Consider the following 8,202-nt stretch of genomic DNA (forward strand, 5'->3'; position numbering starts at 1 on the left):
TGCTGTGTGTCGTACCCCCCTCCTCGCGACCGTCACCGCCCTCGTCCTGGCCGGTGTCCTCGCGCAGCCGGCCACGCCACGAGCCGAAGCCGCCCCCGCGGCCTTCGTCCACCCCGGAGTCACCGTCTCCAAGGGGCAGTTGGACTTCGTCCGCGCCAAGGTCGACGCGGGTGCCCAGCCCTGGAAGGGCGCCTTCGACCGGATGCTGGCGAGCAAGTACGCCGACCTGAGCCGCACGCCCAAGCCGCGCGCGATCGTCGAGTGCGGTTCTTACTCGAACCCCGACAACGGCTGCACGGACGAACGCGAGGACGCGATCGCCGCGTACACCCAGGCGCTCGCCTGGTACGTCACCCGCGACGAGCGGTACGCGAGGAAGGCCGTCCAGCTGATGGACGCCTGGTCCGCCGTGATCAGGGACCACACCAACAGCAACGCACCCCTGCAGACCGGCTGGGCCGGCTCGTCCTGGCCCAGGGCCGCGGAGATCATCAAGCACACGTACTCCGGGGGCTGGGCCGGCTCCGGCCGCTTCGCGGCCATGCTGCGTGAGGTCTACCTGCCCGAGGTCGTCAACGGCTCCCACTCCAACGGCAACTGGGAGCTGTCGATGATGGAGGCCGCCGTCGGCATCGCGGTCCACCTGGAGGACAAGGCGTCGTACGACAAGGCCATGGCGAGGTTCCGGACCCGCACGGCCGCCTTCGTCTACCTGGCCTCGGACGGAGAGCTGCCGAGGACCGTGCCGAGCCAGAACCTCGACACCAGGGACAAGATCGTCAGGTACTGGCAGGGGCAGTCGACCTTCGTCACCGGGCTCACCCAGGAGACCTGTCGCGACCTCACGCACACCGGGTACGGCATCTCCGCCATCTCCCATGTCGCCGAGACCAGCCGGATCCAGGGCCAGGACCTGTACGGCACCGACATCGGCGAGCGGCTGCGCCAGGCGCTCGGGTTCCAGGCCAAGTACGAGCTGGGCGCGGCGGTGCCGAGCTGGCTGTGCGGGGGCTCGCTGCACCTGGGGCTCGGACCCGTCACCGAGGTCGGGTACAACGCCATGGGTCATCGGCTTGGCATGCCTATGACCAACACGCGGGCACTGACCGAGCGTAACCGCCCGGCCGGCAGCAACAACCTCTTCGTGGCCTGGGAGACGCTCACCCACGCCGGCAACCCCGGCTGAACCGTTGAAGTGCCGGGCGTCGGACGGTGATACTGGCGCCCGGTCCACGGGGGAGGACGCATGACTCAGGTGGTCACCGAGACCATGGTGCGCGTCGAGAACGTCCGCAAGTCCTACGGCGAGGGAGCCGGCGCCGTGCACGCGCTGCGCGGGGTCTCCTTCGCGGTGCCGCGCGGTGAACTCGTCGCCCTCAAGGGGCGCTCGGGATCCGGGAAGACCACCCTCCTCAACATCGTCGGCGGGCTCGACCTGCCCGACGAAGGGCGGGTCACGGTCGACGGGCTCGACCTCGCGGAGCTGGGCGAGGACGGCCTGCTCGCCCTGCGCCGGGACCGCATCGGCTTTGTCTTCCAGTCCTTCGGGCTCATCCCCATCCTCACGGCCGCCGAGAACGTCGGCGTGCCGATGCGGCTGCGCCGGGCCGCCCCCCGGGAACGGGAGGAGCGCGTCGAACTGCTGCTGTCCCTGGTCGGCCTCGCCGACCACGCGCGGCAACGGCCCGGCGAGCTGTCCGGCGGCCAGCAGCAGCGTGTCGCCATCGCCCGGGCCCTCGCCAACAGCCCCTCGCTACTCATCGCCGACGAGCCGACCGGCCAACTCGACGCCGAGACCGGTCACGCCGTGATGGAGCTGCTGCGGGCGGTCGTACGCAGCGAGCGGGTCACCGCGCTGGTGGCCACCCACGACGCGAACCTCCTCGACCTGGCCGACCGGGTGCTGGAACTCGGTGACGGGGAGATCGTCGAGCCCTGAGCCGTCAGGGTTGCGTCAAAGAGCGTCCCGAGGCCGCTTCCGGTGCCGTTCGCCGCGCCTGTCGGCCGTAGGGTCGACGCTGCGTGGGCAGCGGTGACCGGAAGACAATGAGGGCATGGGACGCGGCAGGCTTCGGATCTACCTCGGTGCGGCACCGGGCGTCGGCAAGACGTACGCGATGCTGTCCGAGGCGCACCGCCGCGTCGAGCGCGGTACGGACTGCGTGGTCGCCTTCGTGGAGCACCACGGCCGGTCACGCACCGAGGTGCTGCTGCACGGCCTGGAACAGGTCCCGCGCCGGGATCTCGAGTACCGCGGCGGCGTCTTCCCCGAGATGGACGTCGACGCCGTGCTGAGGCGGGCCCCGGCCGTCGCCCTGGTGGACGAGCTGGCCCACACCAACGTCCCCGGCTCACGCAACGCCAAGCGCTGGCAGGACGTGGAGGAGCTGCTGGCCGCGGGGATCGACGTGATCTCGACGGTCAACATCCAGCACCTGGAGTCCCTCGGCGACGTCGTCGAGGCGATCACCGGCGTCCGGCAGCGGGAGACGGTGCCGGACGAGACGGTGCGGCGGGCGGACCAGATCGAGCTGGTCGACATGTCGCCCCAGGCGCTGCGCCGCCGCATGGCGCACGGCAACATCTACCAGCCCGACAAGGTCGACGCGGCCCTCTCCCACCACTTCCGGCCCGGCAACCTGACCGCGCTGCGGGAGCTGGCGCTGCTGTGGGTGGCGGACCGGGTCGACGCGTACCTCACCGCCTACCGCAGCGAGCACGGGGTGTCGAGGATCTGGGGCTCGCGGGAGCGGATCGTGGTCGGCCTGACCGGCGGTCCCGAGGGCCGCACCCTCATCAGACGGGCCGCCCGGCTGGCCGAGAAGGGCGCCGGCGGTGAGGTGCTCGCCGTCTACATCGCCCGCAGCGACGGACTGACCTCGGCCTCCCCGAAGGAGCTGGCCGTCCAGCGGACCCTCGTCGAGGATCTCGGCGGCACCTTCCACCACGTCGTCGGGGACGACATACCGGCCGCGCTCCTGGACTTCGCGCGGGGAGTGAACGCCACCCAGATAGTCCTCGGCTCCTCACGCCGCAAGACCTGGCAGTACGTCCTGGGCCCCGGCGTCGGCACGACCGTGGCCCGCGAGTCGGGCCCCGACCTCGACGTGCACATCGTCACCCACGAAGAGGTCGCCAAGGGACGCGGCCTGCCGGTGGCCCGGGGCGCACGGCTCGGCCGGGCCCGGATCATCTGGGGCTGGCTGGTGGGCGTGGCAGGCCCGGCGGTGATGGCCCTGCTGCTCAGCACCGTCGACCTCGGCCTCGCCAACGACATGCTGCTGTTCCTCACGGTGACGGTGGCGGCGGCCCTGCTCGGCGGGCTGCTGCCCGCGCTGGCCTCGGCGGCGGTGGGCTCCCTGCTGCTGAACTACTTCTACACACCGCCCCTGCACCACTGGACGATCGCCAACCCGAAGAACATCGTCGCCATCGCGATCTTCGTCGGCGTCGGGGTCTCGGTGGCGTCCGTGGTCGACCTCGCGGCCCGCCGCACCCACCAGGCCGCCCGGCTGCGCGCCGAGGCGGAGATCCTTTCCTTCCTCGCCGGCAACGTGCTGCGGGGCGAGAGCAGCCTGGAGGAACTCCTGGAGCGGGTCCGCGAGACCTTCGGCATGGAGTCGGCGGCCCTGCTGGAGCGGGCGAGCGACGTCGACCCCTGGACCTGCGCGGGCCGGGCCGGTCTCGGGCGGCCCGTGGAGCGGCCCGAGGAGGCGGACGTCGGCGTACCGGTGGGCGACCACATGGCGCTGGCCCTCTCCGGCCGGGTACTGCCCGCCGAGGACCGCCGGGTCCTGGCCGCCTTCGGTGCCCAGGCCGCCGTCGTGCTGGACCGGCGGCGCCTCAGGGAGGAGGCCGAGCGGTCGCGCACGCTCGCCGAGGGCAACCGCATCCGCACCGCGCTGCTGGCCGCCGTCAGCCACGACCTCCGTACGCCGCTGGCCGGAATCAAGGCGGCGGTGACCTCGCTGCGCTCGGACGACGTGGCCTGGTCCGAGGAGGACCGCGCGGAACTCCTCGAAGGCATCGAGGACGGCGCCGACCGGCTCGACCACCTGGTGGGCAACCTGCTGGACATGTCCCGGCTCCAGACCGGCACGGTCACCCCGCTGATCCGGGAGATCGACCTGGACGAGGTGGTGCCGATGGCGCTCGGCGGGGTGCCGGAGGGCAGCGCCGACCTGGACATCCCGGAGACGCTGCCCATGGTCGCCGTGGACCCCGGCCTGCTGGAACGGTCGGTGGCCAACCTGGTCGAGAACGCCGTCAAGTACAGCCCGGCCGGCAGGAGCGTCCTGGTGGCCGCCAGCGCCCTCGCCGACCGCGTCGAGGTCCGGGTGGTCGACCGGGGGCCGGGCGTCCCGGACGAGGCCAAGGAACGCATCTTCGAGCCCTTCCAGCGCCACGGCGACGCCCCGCGCGGTGCCGGTGTCGGACTCGGCCTCGCGGTGGCGCGAGGTTTCGCCGAGGCCATGGGCGGCACCCTCGACGCCGAGGACACGCCAGGGGGCGGCCTCACCATGGTGCTCACGCTCCCGGTGGCCGCGGGATCGGCCGCGGCCGGGCTCCCGCGCCCGGAGCAACTCCTGAACCCCGTACGACCGGAGAGGCAGGCCACATGACCCGGGTGCTCGTGATCGACGACGAGCCGCAGATCGTGCGCGCCCTCGTGATCAACCTCAGGGCGCGCAAGTACGAGGTGGACGCGGCGCACGACGGTGCCACCGCCCTCGAACTCGCCGCCGCCCGCCACCCCGACGTGGTGGTCCTCGACCTGGGACTGCCCGACATGGACGGCGTCGAGGTGATCAGGGGCCTGCGCGGCTGGACCCGGGTACCGATCCTCGTGCTGTCCGCCCGGCACTCCTCCGACGAGAAGGTCGAGGCCCTCGACGCGGGCGCCGACGACTACGTCACCAAGCCCTTCGGCATGGACGAACTGCTGGCCAGACTGCGCGCCGCCGTCCGCCGGGCCGAGCCCACCGGGGGAGGCGACGACGAGGTGCTGGTGGAGACCGACGAGTTCACCGTCGACCTGGCCGCGAAGAAGGTGCGGCGGCACGGCAAGGACGTACGGCTGACGCCCACCGAGTGGCATCTGCTGGAGGTGCTGGTGCGCAACACCGGGCGCCTGGTCAGCCAGAAGCAGCTCCTCCAGGAGGTGTGGGGGCCGTCGTACGGGACGGAGAGCAACTACCTGCGGGTCTACATGGCCCAGCTCAGGCGCAAGCTGGAGGCTGACCCGTCGCATCCGAAGCACTTCATCACGGAGCCCGGGATGGGCTACCGGTTCGAGAGGTGAGCCGTGGGGCGGCCGGGGCGTCGCCGGGGGGCCGGGGACGCGGCGTTTCCGAGCCGGGGACGGGGCACCGGTTCGAGCGCCGACAGCGCGGGTACGTAGCTGTCGGTGGGCCCCGGTACGCTTCAGATATGAGTGCTGTTCCTCGTTCCGAGAAGCCGGCGGGCCGGTTCCGGCGCATGCTCGACCGGCTCTCCTCGTCGCAGGAGGACCTGGAGTCCGAGGAGCTGCGGGAAGACTCCGCGACCGCCGGCTGCACCAGGATCGGTGACTGCCGCGACCGGCAGGTCGTGACCGTTACTGGTACCTTGCGCACGGTCACCCTGCGCCCGCGCGCGGGAGTGCCGGCCCTGGAGGCCGAACTGTTCGACGGCTCCGCCGCGCTGGACGTGGTGTGGCTCGGCAGGCGCTCCATCGTGGGGATAGAGCCTGGGCGCAAGCTCATCGCGTCGGGCCGGATCTCGATGAGCCGGGGCCGCCGGGTGCTGTTCAACCCGAAATACGAACTGAGACCCCTCGGACGGGAGTAGCCGGTGACGTCGCTCGACAAGCCGACCGAAGACACCGAAGTCACTGAGCCGGATGCCCGGGCGGTGACCGAGGCCGCGCTGTTCGAGGCCTTCGGCGGCGTGCGGGGCATGGTCGAGACGGTCCTGCCCGGCCTCCTCTTCGTCACGATCTACACGATCAACAAGGACCTGCACCTGTCGGCGATCGCCGCCCTCGGTGTGTCCCTGCTGCTGGTCGTGGTCCGCCTAATGATGCGCGACACCGTCAAGCACGCCTTCAGCGGGGTCTTCGGCGTCGCCTTCGGTGTCGTCTTCGCGATGATGACCGGCAACGCCAAGGACTTCTACCTGCCCGGCATGATCTACACGCTGGGCCTGGGTCTCGCGTACATCATCACGACCCTCTGCGGAGTCCCGCTGATCGGGCTGATCCTCGGCCCGGTCTTCAAGGAGAACCTCTCCTGGCGCAAGCGCAACCCGGGCCGCAAGAAGGCCTATGCCAAGGCCAGTTACGCCTGGGGCCTGATCCTGCTCGCCAAGTGCGCGATCCTCTTCCCGCTGTACTGGTGGGCCGACACCACCCAGCTGGGCTGGGTCCTGGTCGCTCTGAAGATCCCGCCGTTCCTGCTGGCCGTCTATCTGACCTGGGTGTTCCTGGCGAAGGCGCCCGCCCCGATCGACGTGTTCGCGGAGATGGAGGCCGAGGAGAAGGCCGAGCGGGAGCGTGAGGCGGCCTCGGCGGGGGAGCGCGAGGACGCCACCGGTGGCCGGCACCGCCGGGAGGCGTAGTTTTCCGCCACGACGACGAAGGGCGCCCCCGGCTTCGGGGGCGCCCTTCGTCGTCGTAGCCCTGAGTGCTCAGCTCGCCGTGTCCTGGCGGCGTACCGACAGGAGGTCCTCCAGCTGCTCCTCGCGGGCCTGTGCGGCCACGAAGAGGAGTTCGTCGCCCGCCTCCAGGGAGTCCTCCTGGGAGGGCGTCAGGACGCGGTTGCCGCGGATGATCGTCACCAGGGACGTGTCCTGCGGCCACTCGACGTCGCCGACCTGGGTGCCGGCCAGCGCCGACTCCTCCGGCAGGGTCAGCTCCACGAGGTTGGCGTCGCCGTGGCTGAAGCGCAGCAGACGGACCAGGTCGCCGACGCTCACCGCCTCCTCGACCAGGGCCGACATCAGACGGGGGGTCGACACGGCGACGTCCACGCCCCAGGACTCGTTGAACAGCCACTCGTTCTTCGGGTTGTTCACCCGGGCGACGACCCGTGGAACGCCGTACTCCGTCTTGGCCAGCAGCGAGACGACCAAATTGACCTTGTCGTCGCCGGTAGCGGCGATCACCACGTTGCAGCGCTGGAGCGCGGCCTCGTCCAGGGACGTGATCTCGCAGGCGTCGGCGAGCAGCCACTCCGCCTGCGGGACGCGCTCGACCGAGATGGCGGTCGGCGCCTTGTCGACGAGAAGGACCTCGTGGCCGTTCTCCAGCAGTTCGCCCGCGATCGAGCGGCCGACCGCGCCGGCACCGGCAATGGCGACCCTCATCAGTGACCGCCCTCCTCTTCGGGACCCTTGGCGAACGCCGCCTCGACCTTGTCGACCTCGTCGGTGCGCATCATCACGTGCACCAGGTCGCCCTCCTGCAACACCGTCTGCGAGCTGGGCAGGATCGCCTCACCGAGCCGGGTCAGGAACGCCACCCGCACCCCCGTCTCGTCCTGGAGACGGCTGATCTTGTGGCCCACCCAGGACGTGGCGGTGTGCACCTCGGCCAGCTGGACACCGCCGGTGGGGTCCCGCCACAGCGGCTCGGCGCCGGAAGGCAGCAGCCGGCGCAGCATCTGGTCGGCGGTCCAGCGGACCGTGGCCACGGTGGGGATGCCCAGACGCTGGTAGACCTCGGCACGCCGAGGGTCGTAGATCCGGGCCGCGACGTTCTCGATGCCGAACATCTCGCGGGCCACCCGCGCCGCGATGATGTTCGAGTTGTCGCCGCTGGAGACCGCCGCGAACGCGCCGGCCTCCTCGATGCCCGCCTCACGCAGGGTGTCCTGGTCGAAACCCACACCGGTGACACGACGGCCACCGAAACCGGAGCCCAGTCGTCGGAAGGCGGTGGGGTCCTGGTCGATCACGGCGACCGTGTGCCCCTGCTGCTCCAGGGTCTGGGCGAGGGCCGACCCCACCCGCCCGCAGCCCATGATGACGATGTGCACTTGAGCCCTACCCCGCAGTCCTGGTCATCCCGATGACCTGCGAAAACACCCTGATCACTCTTCTCTCTCAGTCTGCCGGGCAACGACGGGGCAACAGCCTCAGGCGCTGCCCGGACACGAGCTTATGCCGCAACTTCGTCCCTGCCCTCATCCGTGTACGGGCACAGTTCGTTCATCCCGCGTTTTC

General features: G+C 71.0%; 8 protein-coding genes. 6 read left to right on the forward strand and 2 right to left on the reverse strand.

The window, feature by feature from the left end:
- Positions 1-4 precede the first annotated feature (4 nt).
- From AQJ84_RS38760 to AQJ84_RS38785, 6 genes are all read left to right on the forward strand, one after another.
- Positions 5-1,186: an alginate lyase family protein gene (locus AQJ84_RS38760; RefSeq protein WP_030038988.1), complete on the forward strand. Its 1,182-nt coding sequence runs from the start codon at positions 5-7 to the stop codon at positions 1,184-1,186.
- 60 nt (positions 1,187-1,246) lie between these two features.
- Positions 1,247-1,939: an ABC transporter ATP-binding protein gene (locus tag AQJ84_RS38765; protein WP_030038989.1), complete on the forward strand. Its 693-nt coding sequence runs from the start codon at positions 1,247-1,249 to the stop codon at positions 1,937-1,939.
- A 115-nt stretch (positions 1,940-2,054) separates the two neighbouring features.
- The gene (locus tag AQJ84_RS38770; RefSeq protein WP_030038990.1) at positions 2,055-4,622 is read left to right on the forward strand and encodes a sensor histidine kinase; all 2,568 of its coding nucleotides are present in this window, start codon (positions 2,055-2,057) and stop codon (positions 4,620-4,622) included.
- Positions 4,619-5,302, forward strand: coding sequence for a response regulator (locus AQJ84_RS38775; RefSeq protein WP_030038991.1), 684 nt, complete (start codon positions 4,619-4,621; stop codon positions 5,300-5,302). The genes AQJ84_RS38770 and AQJ84_RS38775 overlap by 4 nt, the downstream gene beginning before the upstream one ends.
- A 128-nt stretch (positions 5,303-5,430) precedes the next feature.
- On the forward strand, positions 5,431-5,829 hold the full coding sequence (locus AQJ84_RS38780) for an OB-fold nucleic acid binding domain-containing protein (protein ID WP_063753066.1): 399 nt from the start codon (positions 5,431-5,433) through the stop codon (positions 5,827-5,829).
- A gap of 3 nt (positions 5,830-5,832) precedes the next feature.
- The gene (locus AQJ84_RS38785) at positions 5,833-6,597 is read left to right on the forward strand and encodes a DUF3159 domain-containing protein (protein ID WP_030038994.1); all 765 of its coding nucleotides are present in this window, start codon (positions 5,833-5,835) and stop codon (positions 6,595-6,597) included.
- 69 nt (positions 6,598-6,666) lie between these two features.
- On the opposite strand, the gene AQJ84_RS38790 is transcribed toward AQJ84_RS38785, so the two are convergent.
- Both AQJ84_RS38790 and AQJ84_RS38795 read right to left on the reverse strand, forming a co-directional pair.
- Positions 6,667-7,344: a potassium channel family protein gene (locus tag AQJ84_RS38790; protein ID WP_030038995.1), complete on the reverse strand. Its 678-nt coding sequence runs from the start codon at positions 7,342-7,344 to the stop codon at positions 6,667-6,669.
- Complete coding sequence (locus AQJ84_RS38795; RefSeq protein ID WP_053190944.1) at positions 7,344-8,015, reverse strand: potassium channel family protein; 672 nt, start codon at positions 8,013-8,015, stop codon at positions 7,344-7,346. The genes AQJ84_RS38790 and AQJ84_RS38795 overlap by 1 nt, the downstream gene beginning before the upstream one ends.
- Between the last annotated feature and the right edge of the window lie 187 nt (positions 8,016-8,202).

Source organism: Streptomyces resistomycificus (assembly GCF_001514265.1).
Classification (GTDB): domain Bacteria; phylum Actinomycetota; class Actinomycetes; order Streptomycetales; family Streptomycetaceae; genus Streptomyces; species Streptomyces resistomycificus.